This is a genomic window from Streptomyces sp. BA2, from assembly GCF_009769735.1.
Taxonomy (GTDB): domain Bacteria; phylum Actinomycetota; class Actinomycetes; order Streptomycetales; family Streptomycetaceae; genus Streptomyces.
The window spans coordinates 726,583-743,101 of the sequence record NZ_WSRO01000002.1 but is presented as its reverse complement, the minus strand read 5'-3'; the positions used below and the strand labels follow the sequence as shown (position 1 = coordinate 743,101).

At 67.8% G+C, this 16,519-nt stretch carries 32 protein-coding genes; all 32 read left to right on the top strand.

The genetic code is table 11. The features are described from left to right. Positions 1-42: 42 nt before the first annotated feature. The 32 genes from E5671_RS06210 (at position 43) to E5671_RS06060 (ending at position 16,514) form a co-directional block, all read left to right on the top strand. The gene (locus tag E5671_RS06210; RefSeq protein WP_160502834.1) at positions 43-663 is read left to right on the top strand and encodes a hypothetical protein; all 621 of its coding nucleotides are present in this window, start codon (positions 43-45) and stop codon (positions 661-663) included. Between the two features lie 59 nt (positions 664-722). After that, a complete protein-coding gene (locus E5671_RS06205; protein ID WP_160502833.1) occupies positions 723-1,082 on the top strand; it encodes a hypothetical protein in 360 nt (119 codons plus the stop codon). Positions 1,083-1,112: 30 nt separating this feature from the next. Continuing rightward, positions 1,113-1,235, top strand: a complete 123-nt coding sequence (locus tag E5671_RS46955) for a hypothetical protein (RefSeq protein WP_272902819.1) — start codon at positions 1,113-1,115, stop codon at positions 1,233-1,235. Between the two features lie 124 nt (positions 1,236-1,359). Continuing rightward, the gene (locus E5671_RS06200) at positions 1,360-2,094 is read left to right on the top strand and encodes a hypothetical protein (RefSeq protein ID WP_160502832.1); all 735 of its coding nucleotides are present in this window, start codon (positions 1,360-1,362) and stop codon (positions 2,092-2,094) included. After that, positions 2,091-2,315 (top strand): hypothetical protein, encoded by a 225-nt coding sequence (locus E5671_RS06195; RefSeq protein ID WP_160502831.1) that lies wholly within the window; start codon positions 2,091-2,093, stop codon positions 2,313-2,315. Before E5671_RS06200 ends, E5671_RS06195 begins: the two co-directional genes overlap by 4 nt. After that, entirely contained in the window at positions 2,312-2,533 is a 222-nt protein-coding gene (locus E5671_RS06190) for a hypothetical protein (protein ID WP_160502830.1), read from the top strand. The genes E5671_RS06195 and E5671_RS06190 overlap by 4 nt, the downstream gene beginning before the upstream one ends. Beyond that, positions 2,530-2,916: a hypothetical protein gene (locus E5671_RS06185; RefSeq protein ID WP_160502829.1), complete on the top strand. Its 387-nt coding sequence runs from the start codon at positions 2,530-2,532 to the stop codon at positions 2,914-2,916. The genes E5671_RS06190 and E5671_RS06185 overlap by 4 nt, the downstream gene beginning before the upstream one ends. Then, positions 2,913-3,275 carry a DUF6221 family protein gene (locus E5671_RS06180; RefSeq protein WP_160502828.1) on the top strand — a complete coding sequence of 121 codons (363 nt, stop codon included), beginning with the start codon at positions 2,913-2,915 and terminating at the stop codon, positions 3,273-3,275. Before E5671_RS06185 ends, E5671_RS06180 begins: the two co-directional genes overlap by 4 nt. Next, positions 3,272-3,580 (top strand): hypothetical protein, encoded by a 309-nt coding sequence (locus E5671_RS06175; RefSeq protein WP_160502827.1) that lies wholly within the window; start codon positions 3,272-3,274, stop codon positions 3,578-3,580. Before E5671_RS06180 ends, E5671_RS06175 begins: the two co-directional genes overlap by 4 nt. A gap of 110 nt (positions 3,581-3,690) precedes the next feature. Beyond that, positions 3,691-3,933, top strand: coding sequence for a DNA-binding protein (locus E5671_RS06170; protein WP_160502826.1), 243 nt, complete (start codon positions 3,691-3,693; stop codon positions 3,931-3,933). A 198-nt stretch (positions 3,934-4,131) separates the two neighbouring features. After that, positions 4,132-4,947 carry a glycoside hydrolase family 16 protein gene (locus E5671_RS06165; RefSeq protein ID WP_160502825.1) on the top strand — a complete coding sequence of 272 codons (816 nt, stop codon included), beginning with the start codon at positions 4,132-4,134 and terminating at the stop codon, positions 4,945-4,947. Between the two features lie 21 nt (positions 4,948-4,968). After that, a complete protein-coding gene (locus tag E5671_RS06160) occupies positions 4,969-5,415 on the top strand; it encodes a hypothetical protein (RefSeq protein WP_160502824.1) in 447 nt (148 codons plus the stop codon). Between the two features lie 2 nt (positions 5,416-5,417). Next, positions 5,418-5,681, top strand: a complete 264-nt coding sequence (locus E5671_RS06155) for a hypothetical protein (protein WP_160502823.1) — start codon at positions 5,418-5,420, stop codon at positions 5,679-5,681. Between the two features lies 1 nt (position 5,682). Next, entirely contained in the window at positions 5,683-6,186 is a 504-nt protein-coding gene (locus E5671_RS06150) for a hypothetical protein (protein ID WP_160502822.1), read from the top strand. Between the two features lie 12 nt (positions 6,187-6,198). After that, complete coding sequence (locus tag E5671_RS06145; RefSeq protein ID WP_160502821.1) at positions 6,199-9,351, top strand: LamG-like jellyroll fold domain-containing protein; 3,153 nt, start codon at positions 6,199-6,201, stop codon at positions 9,349-9,351. Next, on the top strand, positions 9,345-9,632 hold the full coding sequence (locus tag E5671_RS06140) for a hypothetical protein (protein ID WP_160502820.1): 288 nt from the start codon (positions 9,345-9,347) through the stop codon (positions 9,630-9,632). Before E5671_RS06145 ends, E5671_RS06140 begins: the two co-directional genes overlap by 7 nt. Before the next feature lie 21 nt (positions 9,633-9,653). After that, the gene (locus E5671_RS06135; RefSeq protein WP_443032776.1) at positions 9,654-10,037 is read left to right on the top strand and encodes a phage tail fiber protein; all 384 of its coding nucleotides are present in this window, start codon (positions 9,654-9,656) and stop codon (positions 10,035-10,037) included. A 12-nt stretch (positions 10,038-10,049) separates the two neighbouring features. After that, positions 10,050-10,892, top strand: a complete 843-nt coding sequence (locus tag E5671_RS06130) for a hypothetical protein (protein ID WP_160502818.1) — start codon at positions 10,050-10,052, stop codon at positions 10,890-10,892. Further along, positions 10,883-11,176, top strand: coding sequence for a hypothetical protein (locus tag E5671_RS06125; RefSeq protein ID WP_160502817.1), 294 nt, complete (start codon positions 10,883-10,885; stop codon positions 11,174-11,176). The genes E5671_RS06130 and E5671_RS06125 overlap by 10 nt, the downstream gene beginning before the upstream one ends. A gap of 10 nt (positions 11,177-11,186) precedes the next feature. After that, positions 11,187-11,726: a methyltransferase domain-containing protein gene (locus E5671_RS06120; RefSeq protein ID WP_160502816.1), complete on the top strand. Its 540-nt coding sequence runs from the start codon at positions 11,187-11,189 to the stop codon at positions 11,724-11,726. Beyond that, positions 11,723-11,983, top strand: coding sequence for a DUF7352 domain-containing protein (locus tag E5671_RS06115; protein ID WP_160502815.1), 261 nt, complete (start codon positions 11,723-11,725; stop codon positions 11,981-11,983). The genes E5671_RS06120 and E5671_RS06115 overlap by 4 nt, the downstream gene beginning before the upstream one ends. An 18-nt stretch (positions 11,984-12,001) precedes the next feature. Continuing rightward, entirely contained in the window at positions 12,002-12,310 is a 309-nt protein-coding gene (locus E5671_RS06110; protein ID WP_160502814.1) for a hypothetical protein, read from the top strand. Then, positions 12,307-12,489 (top strand): hypothetical protein, encoded by a 183-nt coding sequence (locus E5671_RS06105; RefSeq protein WP_160502813.1) that lies wholly within the window; start codon positions 12,307-12,309, stop codon positions 12,487-12,489. Before E5671_RS06110 ends, E5671_RS06105 begins: the two co-directional genes overlap by 4 nt. A 28-nt stretch (positions 12,490-12,517) precedes the next feature. Further along, the gene (locus tag E5671_RS06100; protein ID WP_160502812.1) at positions 12,518-12,718 is read left to right on the top strand and encodes a hypothetical protein; all 201 of its coding nucleotides are present in this window, start codon (positions 12,518-12,520) and stop codon (positions 12,716-12,718) included. 11 nt (positions 12,719-12,729) lie between these two features. Continuing rightward, positions 12,730-13,254, top strand: coding sequence for a DUF6221 family protein (locus E5671_RS06095; protein ID WP_160502811.1), 525 nt, complete (start codon positions 12,730-12,732; stop codon positions 13,252-13,254). Between the two features lie 26 nt (positions 13,255-13,280). After that, on the top strand, positions 13,281-13,541 hold the full coding sequence (locus E5671_RS06090; protein WP_160502810.1) for a hypothetical protein: 261 nt from the start codon (positions 13,281-13,283) through the stop codon (positions 13,539-13,541). Beyond that, positions 13,541-14,395 (top strand): hypothetical protein, encoded by an 855-nt coding sequence (locus E5671_RS06085; protein ID WP_160502809.1) that lies wholly within the window; start codon positions 13,541-13,543, stop codon positions 14,393-14,395. The genes E5671_RS06090 and E5671_RS06085 overlap by 1 nt, the downstream gene beginning before the upstream one ends. After that, entirely contained in the window at positions 14,392-14,595 is a 204-nt protein-coding gene (locus E5671_RS06080) for a hypothetical protein (RefSeq protein ID WP_160502808.1), read from the top strand. The genes E5671_RS06085 and E5671_RS06080 overlap by 4 nt, the downstream gene beginning before the upstream one ends. Positions 14,596-14,600: 5 nt before the next feature. After that, entirely contained in the window at positions 14,601-14,843 is a 243-nt protein-coding gene (locus tag E5671_RS06075) for a hypothetical protein (RefSeq protein WP_336605679.1), read from the top strand. Further along, positions 14,843-15,154, top strand: a complete 312-nt coding sequence (locus E5671_RS06070) for an HNH endonuclease (RefSeq protein WP_160502807.1) — start codon at positions 14,843-14,845, stop codon at positions 15,152-15,154. Before E5671_RS06075 ends, E5671_RS06070 begins: the two co-directional genes overlap by 1 nt. A 285-nt stretch (positions 15,155-15,439) precedes the next feature. Beyond that, the gene (locus E5671_RS06065) at positions 15,440-16,042 is read left to right on the top strand and encodes a bifunctional DNA primase/polymerase (protein ID WP_160502806.1); all 603 of its coding nucleotides are present in this window, start codon (positions 15,440-15,442) and stop codon (positions 16,040-16,042) included. Positions 16,043-16,055: 13 nt separating this feature from the next. Further along, positions 16,056-16,514, top strand: coding sequence for a phage terminase small subunit (locus tag E5671_RS06060; protein WP_237330114.1), 459 nt, complete (start codon positions 16,056-16,058; stop codon positions 16,512-16,514). Positions 16,515-16,519 lie beyond the last annotated feature (5 nt).

Genomic DNA, 16,519 nt, shown 5'->3' with positions numbered 1-16,519 from the left:
GCTGGCCCGCCGCGCACCCCGACCACGGAACGAGGCAATCAGATGACCACCCGACGCACCTTCCACACCAGCCTGTTGCTCACCTACCAGGAAGGCCAGCGGGTGTTCTTCGTGCGCGATTCCGAGCGCACCCCGCTCACCGTCCAAAAGGTCGGCTACGACGCCACTGGTCGACACCCGGTCGTCTTCTTCGAGGCCCCGGACAAGCCCCCCAGCGCCTACCCACACCACCTGGCCCACGTGGACGAGGCCCTGAGGCCCACCCTCGTACAGCTGGAACTGTCCCACCGGGAACTTGCGGGCCAGGTCAACGCACACACCGCCGGGTGCTCCTTCTGTCGGCGCGAGCACGTCTGGTGGGGGACCGCGCTGCGCTGCCTGGAAGGGAAACGGCTGATCGACGCTGTCGGTCAGGTGCTCTACTACCGCGACAACATTGAGCCGTGGCTGACCGGAAAGCCGGTCGACCCCGCGCGTCTGAGCAACGGTCAGCCGGTCACCGTGCGGCCCCACGACGGGCCGGAGCTCGACGCCTGCGTCTCCCGCATCGCTACAGGCATCGGTTGGCACGAACCGGGCGAAGGGGGCCTGATCCTCGTCCGTCCGACTAACGACCAGGCGCCCGCGCTCTACCCGATCCAGCAGGTCTTTCACAGGCCCTGAACCTCGCCCGGACCGCCCTCTTCCAGGCCGCTTACACGAGGTGCGCATAGGAGGCCCTGATGAACGCAATGGTGAAGGAAGCGCGACTGCGCATCATGCGGTTGGCCCGGCACCGGGACACGCTGAAGACGGTCGAGGGTGTCGAGCAGCGCACGTCCATGAACGACGCCCGCACCGCCCTGTGTATCGCTCTGGGTCGGGACCTCGACGACATCGACGCCACCTCCGGGCACAGCCTCAGCCGCGAATCCTACGAGTCCGTCCGGCAGTCCTGGCGATGGAACGTCCAGATGCACGGCTGGAGCGAGTGGTACGAGCGCGGGCTATCTGAGGCGCAGGCCTGGTGGCGGGAGCGTCGCCCCGAGTTCGTCGACGGAGACGACTGGCTCGCCGGAATCGTCAAAGACGGCCCGTCCTGATCACCGCACACTTCCGCCCAAGGAGACGCCATGGAGTTCACGTCAGAGGTCATCCGCTGCGTGTGGGGTGACCGCCAGACCGAGGCGATCATCGCCGCCGTCGTGGTCGTCGTACTCGTCGGGCTGCGTGAGCTGTTCCGGCCCGGCAGTTGAAAGCCCGCCCGCCGAGTCGGACTCGGCGGGCTCTGCTGTGCCATCGGTCCACTCCTGTCAACCCGTAGTGCAACAATTGGCTCATCCGTCACCCTGCTTCCCCGTACCACCCGAGGAGCCTGCCGTGCACGACCACCCCACGCTCGACGGTTACGAATGGCCGACCTGCACGGCTCCGGGTTGCGGCCGGGAGCTGTGGACTGCCGAAGTGGACCGTCTGGTCTGCCGCATCTGCGAGGACAAGACAACCGTCCGCCTCACCGAACTCTCCACCCTCTTCGCGAAGCTGGACACGACCGCAGCGCTGATGCGGGGGGCGCGGCGAATAGGCGGCGGGTCCGGGACGAAGAACCCGCCGATCCCGCCTCGGCTGGAAGTCCTCGACCTCGTTGCGCCCGGTGGAGGTGTGGCGGCCCGGCTGCGAGTGATAGAGGACTCGTGGCGCACCGCCCTCGCCTGGGAGATCGCGCCGGACAGCGACGGCAACAGGGTCTTCGCGTCGTGGCGCATCAACCCTGGCGAGGCCGTGAAACGGCACGTCAAGTTCCTCGCCGACAACCTGCTGTGGGCGTGCGGCGGATACGAGTCCGTCGGACAGGACGTCGAGACGATCCGCAAGCTCCACGCCGAATGCGCGGCCATCGTCAACGACGAACGGAAGCCCGGCCGGGTCGCCATCGGCCTGTGCCCCGTCCGGCTCGACGACGGGCACTGCCGGGAGCAGCTCACCGCGTCCGCCGCATCACATCGTGTCCGGTGCGGGAACTGCGGCAGCCGGTGGGAGACCCTGGGCGAGTGGCGGCAACTCCGGGCCGCGCAGGAGCAGGTACTCGCCGAAGCGGCAGGAGTCGCGGCATGAACGTCTTGGCCCGCGCCGGGCGCACCTACTGGCGTCTCAACGAGATCGCGTGGCAGCACATTCGACGCGCAGCAGTACCGATCATCGCGGCAGTCGGTGTCGCCTCCGTTGCGTTGTGGTTCATCGGACTCGTGAGCGGCGAACCGGCTCTCTTGTGGGCGCCCGCCGTCTATGCGTGGACCTTGATGTTCTCGTGGGCAGTTGCGAGGTGGCTGCCGTGACCCACGCGGCGGACAGCCTGCCTGTCGTGACGGCGAGCAACGGGCAGCCGTTCATGCCGTGCGATGCGGTACTTGCTCTCCTACGGTCGATCGCCGAGTCCTGCCGGACTCTTGCCGACGACCCCGACTGCGACCTCTACTCTGCTGGGGCCGCCATCAACATCGAAGCCGACGCCCTCGAAGCGCGCGCCATCGCAGCCACCACGGAGGTGCCATGAGCACTCGCCCGCCTATCGGCACCCGATACCGCATCAACTGGGCAGACGGCGTGAGCGGCGGCGTCACTGTCGTTCCCACCGGCGGAACAGTGCCGGACGACGAGGTCAACGTCATGCACGACGGCGACGGCAGCATCGTCACCGTCGGCGTCGGTCGACTCGGGAACCCCGAGACCGTGACCATTGTGGCCGCCACACTGCGCACCGCCGCCGAATGGTTCTCCGGCGACGACCGCGACACGATGCGCGAAGTCGCAGACCAGACCGAAGCGAACTGGGACAGCATCTGCCCCGTCTGCGAGGAAGTCGACTGCGACGAGGATTGCCCACTCGAACACCTGCGGGCGGCGGTAGCGCGCGGCGAACTACGGAGGCGGGCGTGAGCGAGATCGCCGAGTTCTTGCGGGCCCGGTACGCGATCGCCCGCAAGTCCGAGGAGAACAAGCGGCGGCTGCGGAACGACATCGACTTCGAGTGGGAGCACCGCTACGAGATGGACAATGAGTACGTCCTCCTTGGCGGGCACCGTCGAGTCGACGCTGACGAGTTCTGGCGGCAATCCGGTGAGCCCGCACCTGACCCGGCCGTCATCGCCGACCTCGACATGAAGCTCGCCCTCGTCGACCTGTTGGAGTCGGCAGAGTCATGGAACGGCTACCGCACTGGAAGTACCGCCCTCCATATCCTCGCCCAGCCGTTCGTCGGGCATCCGGATCACAAGGGGGAGGAGTGGGCGCCGTGAGTAAAGCCGTCCCCAATCAAGGCCTGTTCAGGGTGTACACCGTCGCGTGGGTCGTCGCTGCCGGCATGGTGGTGGTCGTCACTTTCGCCGTCATCGACCTGCCGCCCGAGGGCATCGTGGCCTACCTGCTCGTCGGGGCGATCTTGTGGGGCATCGACATGGCACTCACTGGCGGAAGGTCCGAGCCGGGTCACGGAGCCTCGCACGCCATCCTCGTTGCCGCCTTCGCCCTCGTCTGGCCGCTCGTACTCCTTGGAGTGATGGGCTACCTCGTATGGGGAGTGGCGCGAGAGCTCCAGAGTTGAACTACTTGCCCTCTGAGCTGGGCGAGCATATCTTGGTCTCAAGATGCGATCTTTGTGACTTGAGGGGCCGCCGGGAAGGCGGCCCCTTTCGCATGCCCGGGGGTGATCGAATGCCCGGACTTCTCATCCCTGCAGACCTCGCAGCCCACGTCGCCGGACGCCCTGAAGCGACCATCCGGCGATGGGCCGCCGAAGGCCGCCTCACCCGGCATCACGACCGCTGGCGTCGCAAGAACGGCGTCCTGTACGACATGGACGAGGTCCCCGAGGCCGAACGCGACAAGGACACCTGCGCGCTTATCACCCCGGCGGACGCGCCACCCGTCATCGAGACGGCCTTACTCGCCGCCTAAAGCCCCCTGCGCTGGTGGTCGTCGCAGGGAGGGCCTTGTAGCGCACCCCCCGCGCTCGGCCCTTGCTGTCCGCCCGGCCGTGGGGGCCGGGCGGACACGCAACCCCAAAGACGGGGCGGTCCGCTCATCCGCCCCCGTCCCGCCGTCTACTTCACCCATGCCAGGCGGCGGGACACGCACGGGATGGAGGCGGCGGCAATGAGGCGCACACTCACCACCGTCGGTATCGCTGCCGGGCTACTCCTGGCAAGCGTCGCCGCACCCACCGCCGAAGCCGGGCCCACCGGGAAGCTCCGCTTCGCCGACACCTTCGACACCCCGGTGGCGAAGGGCCGGTTCACGGACTGCGGCCACTACGTCGACACCCCGAAGGCGTACTGCGGCGGCCTCACCGGCAGCATGCGCGCCAACTGGTGGGCGTATCCGAAGGGCTGGCCCGACACCGCCACCCAACGTCGGTACCCGGTCGGCGGCGTCTACGACCCGGCATCCACGGTGTGGATCTCCGGCGGCCAGATGCACATCCGCATGTGGCGCGGCCCCAGCGGACCCGTCCACTCGGCGGCCGTCGTGCCGAAGAAGCTCATGGCCCAGCGGTACGGACGGTACGAGGAACGGTTTCGGGTGTCCAAGGTCGCCGTCGGCTACAAGAGCGCGCACCTGCTGTGGCCCGTCGTGAATGAGACGTGCCCCGACTGCGAGATCGACTTTCCCGAGTCCGAGTGGACTGAGGACATTCACGCCTTCACCCACCCCAAGGGCGGCGGCAAGCAGGACGCCTTCGACACCAACCGGTCCTGGGGCGCCTGGCGGACCTCGGTCATCGAGTGGTCGCCCGGCGAGGTGAAGTACTTCCTCGACGGCCGACTCGTCGGCCGCTCCACCCGCGGTATCCCCGACAAGCCGATGAGCTGGATCATCCAGAACGAGGCCGCCCTCAACGGGGACCAGGCCCGGACGAACTCGTCCGCGCAGATGGACATCGCCTACGTCAAGGGCTGGACCTGGGGCTGACCCCCCGAGAGGAAGATCAAAATGGCCAACATCACGTTCAATGTTGCCCTCGGACGGGTCGCATCCCTAGCCGCCCTGCCCGCCGCCAACGACGCACTCATCGCCGTACCCATCGAGACGACCGGCATCGTCGCCGACTCCGTCATGCGCGACTACGACGACCTCGCCGCGCTCCTCGCCGGCGCCTCCAACGAGCAGACCACCATGGGCCGCAAGACCCTCACCGGCGTCACGGTCACCGTCGATGACACGAACGACCGGGTGGCCGTCGACGCAGCGGACATCACGTGGACCGCGGCAACCGGCAACGCGATCTCCGCGATCGTCATCTGCTACGACCCCGACACCACGGGCGGCACCGACGCCGATCTGATCCCGCTGACAAAGCATGACTTCGCCATCACGCCAGACAGCAGCGATGTCACGGCTACTGTCGCGGACTTCTTCCGCGCGACATCGGCGGCCTGATCATGCCGCTCGATGCGACAGGACGAGCACGCACTCTTGCCCAGTTGATGCGTGATTCCAGCCTGTCGTTCGCCGGGATCACCAAGCCGGATCTTGCCGCGGCGGTGGCTGCGACGGATGACTGGATCGACGCCAACCAGGCCAGCTTCAACTCGGCGTTGCCGCAGCCCTTCCGTAGCGCGGCCAGTCTCCCGGTGAAGACGCTGCTGTTCTGCTTCGTGGCGATGCGCCGGGCGAACCGACTCCGGGCGGAGGAGGACGGCTGACATGGCGAATGTCAGGTTGGACCTCGACCCCGAGCAGGCCACGTTCCTTGGCTCGGCGTTCCCGCAGTACGACAAGTTCAACGGCACCGCATTCCCCGTATCTGGCCTGCGGTACGACGCGGCGGGCACGGAAACGGCGTACTGGAAGCTGGATTCGTTCGGCTACGGCTCCGGGAACATCACCTGCGATCTGCTGTGGCAGGCGGAGAACGCGACGTCCGGGGTGGTGCGCTGGGAGGTCGCCATCGCTGCGATCACTGCGGACACCGACAGCCAGGACGTGACGACGAAGGCCTTCGCGACCGTCCAGACCGTTGACGACACCCACCTCGGGACGACAGGCAAGCGCGTCATGCTCGCCACCGTCACGATCTCCAACCTCGACTCGATCGCCGCAAGTGACCTGGTATGGGTGAAGATCGCCAGGCTTGGCGGTCACGCCAACGACACGATGGCCAACGACGCGTGGCTCATTCAGGCGAGGTTGACGTACTCCGACACCTAGTAGGGGGCCGTCATGGCGGTCAGGTTCGACGCCGACGGTGAGGACTACACGCGAGCGCTGACACTCGGCTCCCAGGCCGCAGTCTCCGTCTCCTGCTGGGTGAAAGTCAGCGTCGACCGCAACGCGTTCTCGACCGCCGTCTCCCTCGACAACGGCACCGCAGACGCGGTCTTCCTACAGACCAACGCCGACGGCACGTCGATGGGCGTGTACGAGGAGCCTGCTGGCAGCTTCCGCGGTACGACCCGCGCGCTGACCGTCGGCACTTGGTACTGGTTCGGCTTTTCGATCAACGGCACTACCGGGACCATGTACTCCCGGGCGCTGGCCGACACTACCGTCACTACCGCGGCGCTTACCGGTATCGCCGCCACCCACAACCTTGCGACTCTCCGTATCGGCGAGTCCGCGTGGGGCGCCGAGTGGTTGAACGGCGCCGTCACTGCCGTGAAGGTCTGGACTGCGGCGCTCACCCAGGCCGAGCTTGAGGGTGAAGCCCTCGCGCATCGGCCGCGGCGTACCGCCAACCTGACCTGCTGGTATCCGCTCACCCGCGCGGAGACTACCGACTACAGCGGTAACGCCCGCACCCTGTCCGGCGGCACTGGTGCGGCCACCGAAGACGGCCCCGGTATCGGCTGGGGTCCGGGACGGCCGCGCCGCGTCAAGATGGCCACCAGCGTCAGCCAGGCGCTGACCAACGCGGCCGAGACCGGCACAGCGCAGCCGCTGAGCAAGTCGAAAGGGCGCGCCCTCGGGACAGCCTCCGAAACCGACGCCGCGCAGCCCCTCGCACGTCGCAAGACCCAGACGCTCCCGTTCGCTTCAGAGACCGGCACGGCGCAGGCCCTCACCAGCCCCGGAACTCCGCTCGCTGACCTCGCCGACGACTTCAACGACGGCACGGTCGACACGGCCCTGTGGCCCAACAGTTTCGGCACCTACTCCGAGACCGGCGGCCGGGCGCGCGTCGCCTGCACCACCAGCTACAGCGCCTTCAGCTCCACCCTCGACTACACGCTCACCGGCTCGTCGATATTCCTGCGCTCCTACCCGCCCGCTCTCGGTGGCGCAACGACCGAGGCGTGGTCGCAGATCCTCATCAAGGCGACCACGGCCGGCACAGACATCGGGTTCGAGCACCGGCTGATCACCGGGCAGCTGGCCATGTTCAGCCGCGCCGGGTTCGTCGACGGCGGCGAAGTCGCCATCGCCTACTCGCCCACCGACCACGCCTGGCTGCGGATCCGCGAAGCCGGCGGCACCACCTACTGGGACACCAGCGCCGACGGCTCGACCTGGACCAACCGGCGCAGCCTGACCAGCCCCGCCTGGACGAGCGACAACAACCTCGAGTTCCAGCTCATCGCCCACCGCTCCGACGGCACCGACGACTACGCCGAATTCGACAACGTCAACGTCGCCCCCGCGATGGTCGTCGCTATCGATCCGGCCGGGGAGTCCGACGGCGGCCAGCCGCTCGGAGCACGCAAGGCGAAGCTCCCGGGCCTCGCCGGCGAGACGGGCAACGCCCAAGCCCTCGCGGCACGCAAGGCCACAACGGCCGGGCTCGCCGCGGAGAGTGGAACCGCCCAGGCTCTGACACGCACCAAGCGCAGGGCTGTCGGCACGTCGACCGCTACGGAAACGTCGCTGGCCGTCGGCAAGACGAAGCGGCTGCCGCTCGGTACGACCCAGGCCACCGACGCTGCCCAGCCTCTCCAACGGGCCAAGACGGCGCCTCTGGTCACTGCCCAGAGCGGCGAGGACGCGCGGGCACTCGGCAAGAGCAAGACAACCGCGGCCGGCGTTGCGGGCGAGACAGCCACGGCCGTCCCGCTCGCAGCTGGTCGGGCGCGGCCTCTGACTGCGGCAGTAGAGGATGCCACCGCTCAGCGGTTGGGGAGGAGTCGGTCCCTCGGTCAGGCCGTCGAGGACGAGGCTCCGCTGCCCGTAGGCCGGGCCAAGGCCAGGCCTCTGACGTCGGCTTCCGAAGTGGCGACCAGCCAAGCGCTGGGCGCCGCGAAGACGGCCCAGCTGCCGCACGCTGCCGGGCAGGAGACTGCGCAGCAGCTCGGTCAGATCCGCAGCCGTCTCCTCGGAACGGCTTCCGAGGAGACGGCAGCCCAGCCGGTCGGTGCAGCCAAGAGCAAGACCGTCCCGTCCACGGACGGTACGGAGGCAGCTCAGCCGCTGACCGCGGTCAAGGCTCGCCCCCTCGGCGAGGCATCGGCCATCGCCGAAGCCCTGGTCCTTGGGCGTACCAAGTCCCTACTGCTGCCGACCGCGTTGGCAGACGAGACGGCGCAGCCGCTTGGCGGGGCACGCGAAGCCCCCCTCACGGCAGCCACCGAGAACGGCACGGCACGCCCGCTCGGCTCGAGCAAGACCGCGGCACTCTCGCCCGCCAACGGGCTGGACGACGCGGTCGAGCTGACCGCGAGCAAGGCCCGCGCGGCAGGCACGGCAGACATCGTGGAAGCCGCCCAGGCCATCACGCTGGCCAAGCGGCAGACGCTCGAACCCGCGGACTCCGCCGACATGGCGCAGCTGCTTGATGCCAGCAAGGTACGCCTGCTCGGCACCGTCACAGAGACAGCGCAGGCCCTGCCACTCACGTCCGCCGGATCCATCGCCGCAGCCACCGAGACCGGGACCGCGTACCTTCTGGGCCGCAGCAAGACGAAGGCCCTCGGTGTCGCCGTCGAGACCGCGGCGAGCATCCCGCTCACCGCAGGCAAAGCCGCAGTCCTCGGCACAGTTGTTGAGGCAGATGCGGCGCGGCCCGTCTCGACGGCGCCGCGCTTCGGCACTGCGGTCAGCACCGAGACCGGCATGGAGCTGGGCCGGTCGAAGCGATTCGCCCTCAGCTTGGCCGTGACCGTCGATTCCCCCGGGCAGCTGGGCGTTCGCAAGGTGCGGGCGATCAGTGCGGCCACCGAGACCGACACAGTGCTCGCTCTCGGTTCCAACGCCCCGCCGCCCGTCGACTGGGACATCGAAGTCGGCGCCCCGTACAGCCGCTGGAAGACCGGTGCACCGCACGGCGACACCTACGCCAGCGGCATCCCGGCCAGCCCGTGGCAGGCCGGGGATCCGCACGGTGACACCTACAGCGCAGGCTTCCCAGACGACTCGGACTGGGGGGTGGCTGCACCGTGCTGATCCCCGCCACCTCGACCGAGTACCTGCACGTCCCCGTCACTGCCCCGCCCGGTGTCGACCTCACTGGAGCCCCGGTGAAGATCGCGGCCGTCGGGCACCGCAACAACCCGACCAGCACGGAGTGGAAGACGGCCGAGTGGGACGACGGCGAAGCCCGGCTCCTCATCGGCCCCGGCAGCACGCTCGTCCTTACTCGCGGCGACTACCGGGTGTGGGTGAGCGTGGATCCGCCCGGCGCCGAGAACATCACCCGCATGTCCGGACACCTCGGCGTCACCTGATCTGAAAGGAGGGCAGTAGTCATCGCGGACAATCTTTCGGATACGGCCGAGAACCGATCTCTCGACTGGCTTATGGGAACGGCGACGACCGCCCCTACGCTCCCGCTCAAGGTCGCCCTCGTCACCGCCAACGGCAGCGACAGCGCGGCGGGCACAGAGGTGACAGGCGGCAGCTACGTGCGCAAGAACCTCACCGTCGGCGCGGCAGCATCTGGGGCTACCTCCAACACGGCCGACATCGTCTGGACCGGCATGCCAGCCGGGACGATCGTCGGCGTCGAGATCTGGGACTCCGCAGGCAGCCCAGTCCGCTGGTGGCGTGGACCGCTCGCGGCCAGCCGCACTCTCGCTTCCGGGGATGAAGCGAGATTCCCGGCAGGCACATTGACGTTCGCGCAGGCTTGATCGGGGGCGGCCATGGCCCTCATCGGCACACTCCAGGACAACTTCAACGACAACATCATCGGGCCCGACTGGGGCAACAGCTACGGCGGTGTCAGCGAGACCGGCGGCAAGGCCAGAGTCCCGTGTGCGGCCGGGGTGTTCGCCGGCTACCAGACCGCGAAGGACTGGACGCTGGCGGGCTCTTCAGCGTCCGTGCAACTGCCGTTGGCCGCGGCGGCGAACGGTGCGAGCACTGAGGCGCAGACCGCGTTCAACATCATCCAGGCGACGGCTGGCACGTACATCGCCATCAACATCAACACGGTGGCGAACACGATCCGCTTCGAGAACAACGTCGGCTACACCGACGGTTCCGCCGTGAGCCTCACCTACAGCGCGGCAACCCACGCCTGGCTCCGCATCCGCGAGAGCGCAGGAACCCTGTTCTGGGATACCTCCACCGACGGATCCGCCTGGACGAACCGGCGCTCCATCTCCACCCCGGCCTGGGTCACCAGCAGCGTCAACGCGGTCGCCGTCGAACTCCTCGGCTGGCGTAACAACGGCAGCACCAACTTCAGCGAGTGGGACAACTTCAACACGGCGGCCTCCAGTGCGGCCGTGCACTTCATGTCGGCCAGCCTCACCGCCGACGGCGCCCTCGGCTCGGCCCTCACCCCATCCGCAGTCCTCGGCGCCAGCCTCGCCGCCACCAGCAGCCTGGACTCCACCGTCACGCAGGCAGCCGTCCTCAGCGCCGACCTGGCCGCCAGTGCATCCCTCGGCGCGCAGACGGACGCCGCAGCCCGCGACGACCTCACCCCCCTCATCGGCAAGCCGCAGAGCGGATGGACGGTGAGCGCGCCGTGGATCTAGCCGCCATCTCCACCGAATACGTCAAGGTCACCGTCGTCGCCAAAGCGGGCGGAGCCAGCATCAACCCGGCTGTGCCGCCGCAATTCGCGTTCCTCGCCACCGACGTCAGCCCAGAACCCGGCGACTGGCTGACCGGCGAATGGCTCGCCCCGCACGGCCGGATCCTCATCGGCCCCAACGGGGGTGTGACCACCCTTGAACCGGCCGACTACAAGGTGTGGGTCAAGTTTGCGGGCGGTTCCGAAACCCCGATCCACCGCACCGGCACGCTCACCGTCTACTGAGGAGACCGTCATGCCCACCAGTGACGCCGAGGGCAAGGACTGGTCCCTCGAACGATTCCGCCACCACCTGCCGAACACGGTCACCGACGTCGGGCCCGGCGAAGGCACCTACGCGCGCCTGTTCCGGGCCGCCCATGAAGGCGTGTGGTGGACGGCCGTCGAGATCCACAAGCCGTACATCGCCAAGTACAAGCTGAAGTCCACGAAGACGCGGAAGATGTACGACGAGATCCACGTCGAAGACGTCCGCGAATCCGAAGACCACCTCTTCTACCGGGACCTCGTCGTCCTGGGGGATGTGCTGGAGCATCTGTCGCGCGAGGACGCGGTCACGTTGCTGGAGCGGATCGTCGCCGCTGGCGCCTGGAACATTCTCGTGTCCGTGCCGATCGTCGAGTCCGAGCAGGGCGAGGTCGACGGCAATGTGCACGAAGCCCACCTCCACCAGTGGGATGCCGACGATATGGACCAGGTGTTCGCCGGGCTTGGCGGGCAGGTGGGTAGCCTGCGCGGTGACACGCTCGGCGTCTGGTGGTGGACGCGGACGTGAGCCGGACGATCTACCGCTACGAGATCCCCGTCGACGACCAGTGGCACGCCCTCGACCTCACCGGCGACGTCGTCCACGTCGACTGCCGCGACATCTACGTCGTCGAACTGCGGGCCATCCACACCGACGGGCCCGCCTCCCGACGCGGCTTCCGCGCCTACGGCACCGGCCATCCCACCCCCGACGACGTGGAGCATGTCGGCACCGCCATCGCCCCCGGCGGTCATCTCGTCTGGCACCTCATGGAACTGCCCTAACCCCACGGAGCCCGCGCCGTGCCTGACCCCACCCACCTGCTCGGACGGTACTTCGGGAGCATCCCCGAACCCGAGAGCGCCTACGAAGACCTCGTCACTCGCATGAGCGTCGCTGAAGGCGGCTTCCTCTGGACTCGCGAAGAAGCCACCGCACTCGTCGACGCCGTCCTCCATGAAGCGGCCGAGAAGATCCGCACCGAAGAAGCACCCGACGGGCGGGACGACACCTTCGACGCAGGCGCCGTATGGGCATCCGAACTCATCCGCCCAGCCAGCAGCGAGGCTCCTCAGCCTGACGGCACGGGAGCCATGGAGGCGGCGCCATGACCACACCCGACTACGACCTGATCGACCGCCTCGAACGCGAGCTCGGCATCGGCCAGCGCGCGCGTAAGAAGCCCATGCGGACGGCCCGCCCGGTGTGCCTCATCAAGGACTGCGACGGCACCAACACCGACATCAGCACCTGGAGCGGCGTGCTCGTCATGCGCATCCACGAACACTGACCACCCCACACCGGAAGGCCCGCGCCCCATGGCTGCCGAATTCGCCGCTGCCGATCTACGGCGGCTCGCCGACATGCTCGACGCCCTCACCGAGGCGAGCGCCCGAACTGGCGTGGTCGTGACGAGCTACACCGAGGACAACATCACCGTCAACGACCACGTCATTCGACTCCACTGGAAAGACGGCGAACAGCCTGGCCGGTACACCGTCGAGTGGCCCGACTCGTAGGAGCCCGCGCCATGGATCTCCACGCCTGGATCACCCAGCAAGTAGACAAGATCGAGGGCATCGCCCGTGCGGCTGACGAAACGCTGGGACAGGTTCTCTCCCAAGTTGAATACGTCGACAAGCACACCGTGGCAGATGAGCGGCACATCAACTTGCACGCCCCGATCGCAGTTCTGCGCCGCTGCGAGGCGGACCGCCGCATCCTCGCCCGGCACAGGCTCGACCCGTCCAGGACCACGGACAGTACGTTCGCAGCCGCATGCGAAGGCTGCGACGAAGACACTACATGGGGCCTGCCCTGGGTCGACAACCTCAACGACTGCCCCGAACTCCTCGACCTCGCCCACGCGCACGGACTGACGGACGAGATCCTCGCCGGACTCGACCGGCCGCAGGCGCCGATGCGCGAGGCGCGAGAGCCCCACCCCGAAGGCTTCGCAGGGATGCTCCGCGATGCCTTCGACCGCGCCCTAACCCCGCCCATCACCACCAGCGACGTACCCGAAGCGCTACGCGGACCGCACTGGAAGCCGTAACCGACCACCCCACAGGAGCCCGCGCCATGGCCCGCTACCGCAAGAAGCCCATAGAGATCGACGCCGTCCGCTGGACTGAAGACGAGCCCATGCAGATGCTCATCGACTTCACGAACGGCCTCGTCAAGCTCAACGACGTCGACCGCGAGTTCACCGTCTACGACCGCCTGCACGACACGTGGGTCAAGTTCGAGTACGGGGACTGGATACTCAAGGGAGTCCAGGGCGAGTTCTACCCCTGCCGAGACGACGTCTTCGCCGCCACCTACGAGGCGGTGGACGCCTGATGGCCCGCATCCAGATCCTCGAACTCCCCATGGTCCACGTCGGAGACGTCAGCGAGACACCGTTCCTGCTCGTCATCGATCAAGTCGACGATGACACCGCTGAGGACATCACGCACTGGCCGGAGGACATCGCCACCCGGATCGGTGCACGCCAAGTCCTCTGCCTCCCCGGCACCGTCGACATCCCCGCGAACGACCTGCCGCCGTCCATCGACGAAGCCTTCAAGAACGACGTCGAAAGCTGGGCCGCAGGAACCAACGAGACCATCATGCGCATCGTCGAAGCGATGAGCGGCGGCACGAAGCGCACCCCGTCACCCCGTCCAAGAAACGACGGCCAGCGCCTAGCTGCTGAGCGCACCGACATCGCCCGCGACATGGACCGCCTCGCCAAGTGGAAGCACGAACTCGCCGACGCCCTCGGCGTGGACCGCACCCGCGACTGGGACGACATCCGCAACGCCGCCGCCGGACTCCGCCAAGGCCGCGACGAGGCCCGTAGCTGGGCCCGTCACGGCTACGAGATCGGACAGAAGCACTGCTCCTGGACCGACCACGGTGTCGCACCCGCATGGCTCACCGATGGCTGGCCGCCCCACATCGACAGCTGCGAACACCTCAAAGTCGCAGCCGAGTATGACGAGGCACTCACGCGCGTCCGTAATCTGCCCGAGCAGCCCGAGGTGATGGACGCCCAGCACCCAGACCCCAGCGGCTACCTGCACGGTTACGGCGTCGCCATCCGCGAGGCGAAGCAGGCGAGCAGCGAGCCGAGGCCGACCGCATACGAGCGCGGCGGATACATCGCCAGTGCTGACGATGGTGACAACACCGACGGGGCAACGGCGTCATGACCGCCTACCTGATCGTCCACTCACGCGAGCAGCGCAAGGACGACGCCGTCATCCAGGACGACAACCTCGCCCTCACCATCCAGGGCAGCTGGGCCGTCCTCTCCGACGGCGACGGCGTCTGCCTCGCCATCCCGTCCGGACAAGGCGCCAGCATCCAACGCATCGACGACATCCCGGAGGGCCGCACCGAAGGAGGATGAGTAACGTGGCCACCGAAGAGACCAGCGCCACCGGCGCAGCAGCCACACAGCGACTCCTGAAGTACTGGGCCCACGGACCAGGCGCAGCGAAGATCCAACCCGGAACGCCAGGAGCATTCCGCCGATGCCAGACCGAGCTCGGCAAGTACATCCAAGGCCGACAACTCGACGGCTTCTGCGCACGCGTCATCCACGAAGCCACAGGCGAATGGCCCGGCCAGCACCGCGGCGACAAGGGCGGCGACTGATGGGCAGCCAAGGTCGACGGTCGGCACCGCTGCCCAAGGGCTGGGCGCGCATCCGGGCACGCATCCTCAAGCGCGACGGCTGGGCCTGTCAGTGGCTGGTCGCGACGGGCGGTCGGTGTGGTGAGCCGGCCAATCAGGTGGACCACAAGGTCAATGCGGCACTGGGCATGGACGATCACAGTGATCAGAATCTGTGGGCCTTGTGCCAGTGGCACCATGATCAGAAGACAGGGCGAGAGGCCTCGGCCGCTGCCCACGCGAAGCCGCCCCGAGCCCGGCCGACCGAGGATCACCCTGGGCTGATCGCTTGACATCGATCACGCGGTAGATCAACTCCCGTGATCGGGCTGGGATTGATCACGCATCCAAGAACCCTGGGGGATGCCCCCTAGATCATCCCAATCTGCGGATCGGGCACGTTAGCTTGGCGCGGTGCGCATGACTCTGGGGATCTAATGATCAAGCTCTGACCTGCGATTACGTCATCGGCGGGTCTCTGACCTGCGAGTGGCCGTGACGGTCGGAGTGCGTCACAGATCTTCATTTCTGCTGGTCAGGGCATGTATTGCCGTCACGCACCCTGCTATCCTGGATACATGACGACGAAGCGCTGCGAGGGGTGTCCGGAACGGCTCGGCGCCCGGCATGCTCACAATGCGCGCTTCTGCTCAGGCCGTTGCCGCATGGCTGCCCACCGCGCCGCTCGCCGGCAGGCCGATCCGGTGCCGTCGGCGATGACGCGCAGGCGCCAGTGGGTGCGGCGGACGGAAAGCAAAGTCCCCCTGTCCGTGGTCGGCCCAAAGGTCCGGCCAGCTTCGTCGACCGACCCCGAGACGTGGGCAAGCTACAGCGCGGTCAACCGCTCGACGGCCGGAGCGGGCACCGGATTCGTCTTGAGCGCGATGGACCGCCTCGTGTGTATCGACCTCGACCACGCACTGCTGGAAGGCGAGTTGCGGACGTGGGCCCGCAGGATCGTCGACAGGCTGCCGCCGACGTACATCGAAATCTCCCCGTCCGGCACCGGCCTGCACATCTGGGGCTTGGGAACTGTCGGGCAGGGGCGTCGGATCCGGCGTGGAGAGTCTGCCGTTGAGGTATACGACCGTGGCCGCTACATCACCGTGACCCGCGAGCCGTTCGAAAGCGCACCGTCTACGCTGGCCGACCTGACACGGGTGATCGACGACTTGCTGTGAGGGGGTGACCCTGATGGCTGGTCGAGGTATGGCCCCGAAGGCGACTCGGTCGCGGGCCCGAGACTCGAAGGCGCGGGACGCTGAGCTGAACCGGGTCGAGGACGACGATGAGGTCCGTGGGCCGGAGCTGCCCGAGGGCGTACTGCCCGATCAGGAGTCGTGGCATCCGCGGACGGTGCAGTGGTGGGAGACTTGGCGGCGCTCGGCCCAGGCGCAGGTCTTCATCGACACCGACTGGGACTTTCTCCTCGATACGGCCCTGCTGCATCACGTGATGTGGACCAAGGGCCGCTGGGAATTCGCATCCGAGGTGCGTCTGCGGGCCGCGAAGTACGGGGCAACCCCGGAGGACCGGATGCGCCTAAAGCTGAAGATCGAAACCCCGGGGGACAGGCAGGCGCCTTCCGAGACGCCGCGGTCGACCTTGAGCCGGCGTAAGAACCTGCGGATCGTCAGCGAGGACGTCGGCTAGGGGGT

Coding starts and splice junctions, on each gene's coding strand:
- E5671_RS06210 (WP_160502834.1), top strand. CDS start 43: ATGACCACCCGACGCACCTTCCACACCAGCCTGTTGCTCACCTACCAG.
- E5671_RS06205 (WP_160502833.1), top strand. CDS start 723: ATGAACGCAATGGTGAAGGAAGCGCGACTGCGCATCATGCGGTTGGCC.
- E5671_RS46955 (WP_272902819.1), top strand. CDS start 1,113: ATGGAGTTCACGTCAGAGGTCATCCGCTGCGTGTGGGGTGACCGCCAG.
- E5671_RS06195 (WP_160502831.1), top strand. CDS start 2,091: ATGAACGTCTTGGCCCGCGCCGGGCGCACCTACTGGCGTCTCAACGAG.
- E5671_RS06185 (WP_160502829.1), top strand. CDS start 2,530: ATGAGCACTCGCCCGCCTATCGGCACCCGATACCGCATCAACTGGGCA.
- E5671_RS06170 (WP_160502826.1), top strand. CDS start 3,691: ATGCCCGGACTTCTCATCCCTGCAGACCTCGCAGCCCACGTCGCCGGA.
- E5671_RS06165 (WP_160502825.1), top strand. CDS start 4,132: ATGAGGCGCACACTCACCACCGTCGGTATCGCTGCCGGGCTACTCCTG.
- E5671_RS06160 (WP_160502824.1), top strand. CDS start 4,969: ATGGCCAACATCACGTTCAATGTTGCCCTCGGACGGGTCGCATCCCTA.
- E5671_RS06155 (WP_160502823.1), top strand. CDS start 5,418: ATGCCGCTCGATGCGACAGGACGAGCACGCACTCTTGCCCAGTTGATG.
- E5671_RS06150 (WP_160502822.1), top strand. CDS start 5,683: ATGGCGAATGTCAGGTTGGACCTCGACCCCGAGCAGGCCACGTTCCTT.
- E5671_RS06145 (WP_160502821.1), top strand. CDS start 6,199: ATGGCGGTCAGGTTCGACGCCGACGGTGAGGACTACACGCGAGCGCTG.
- E5671_RS06130 (WP_160502818.1), top strand. CDS start 10,050: ATGGCCCTCATCGGCACACTCCAGGACAACTTCAACGACAACATCATC.
- E5671_RS06120 (WP_160502816.1), top strand. CDS start 11,187: ATGCCCACCAGTGACGCCGAGGGCAAGGACTGGTCCCTCGAACGATTC.
- E5671_RS06105 (WP_160502813.1), top strand. CDS start 12,307: ATGACCACACCCGACTACGACCTGATCGACCGCCTCGAACGCGAGCTC.
- E5671_RS06100 (WP_160502812.1), top strand. CDS start 12,518: ATGGCTGCCGAATTCGCCGCTGCCGATCTACGGCGGCTCGCCGACATG.
- E5671_RS06095 (WP_160502811.1), top strand. CDS start 12,730: ATGGATCTCCACGCCTGGATCACCCAGCAAGTAGACAAGATCGAGGGC.
- E5671_RS06090 (WP_160502810.1), top strand. CDS start 13,281: ATGGCCCGCTACCGCAAGAAGCCCATAGAGATCGACGCCGTCCGCTGG.
- E5671_RS06085 (WP_160502809.1), top strand. CDS start 13,541: ATGGCCCGCATCCAGATCCTCGAACTCCCCATGGTCCACGTCGGAGAC.
- E5671_RS06080 (WP_160502808.1), top strand. CDS start 14,392: ATGACCGCCTACCTGATCGTCCACTCACGCGAGCAGCGCAAGGACGAC.
- E5671_RS06070 (WP_160502807.1), top strand. CDS start 14,843: ATGGGCAGCCAAGGTCGACGGTCGGCACCGCTGCCCAAGGGCTGGGCG.
- E5671_RS06065 (WP_160502806.1), top strand. CDS start 15,440: ATGACGACGAAGCGCTGCGAGGGGTGTCCGGAACGGCTCGGCGCCCGG.
- E5671_RS06060 (WP_237330114.1), top strand. CDS start 16,056: ATGGCTGGTCGAGGTATGGCCCCGAAGGCGACTCGGTCGCGGGCCCGA.